The organism is Thermus sp. (assembly GCF_056332225.1).
In genome coordinates, this window is the sequence record NZ_JBWGQW010000193.1 from 1 (window position 1) to 316 (window position 316).

The following is a 316-nucleotide window of genomic DNA, read 5'->3' on the forward strand; positions in this document are numbered from 1 at the left end:
CCGCTTGGGGGCCACCTTCTCGTAGACCGGGTAAGCCGGGGCCAGCACCGAGGCCCAGGCCTCCTGGTTGCTGGCGATCTGGATCCCTAGGTCCGTGCGCTTCTGGGCGAGGGCCAGGTAGGCGTTCTTGGCCAGGTCCAGGGCCTGGTTCACCGTGTCCTGCTCCACCTGGGCCTTGGCCACCCGCTCCTTGAGGAGGCCGAGGCGGGCCTCCACCTGGGCGATGCGGGCCTGCAGGGCCGCCTTCCGGGCGAGGAGCCTCGCCTCCTCGGCCTGGGCGTCAATGAGGGCCGAGCGGAGGCGCTGGTACTCGGGG

1 pseudogene is annotated in these 316 nt (G+C 71.8%); it reads right to left on the bottom strand.

Annotated features, from left to right (window positions below):
* Nucleotides 1-316, bottom strand: a pseudogene (locus AC01Y6_RS10850) (lipopolysaccharide biosynthesis protein); the annotation flags it as partial.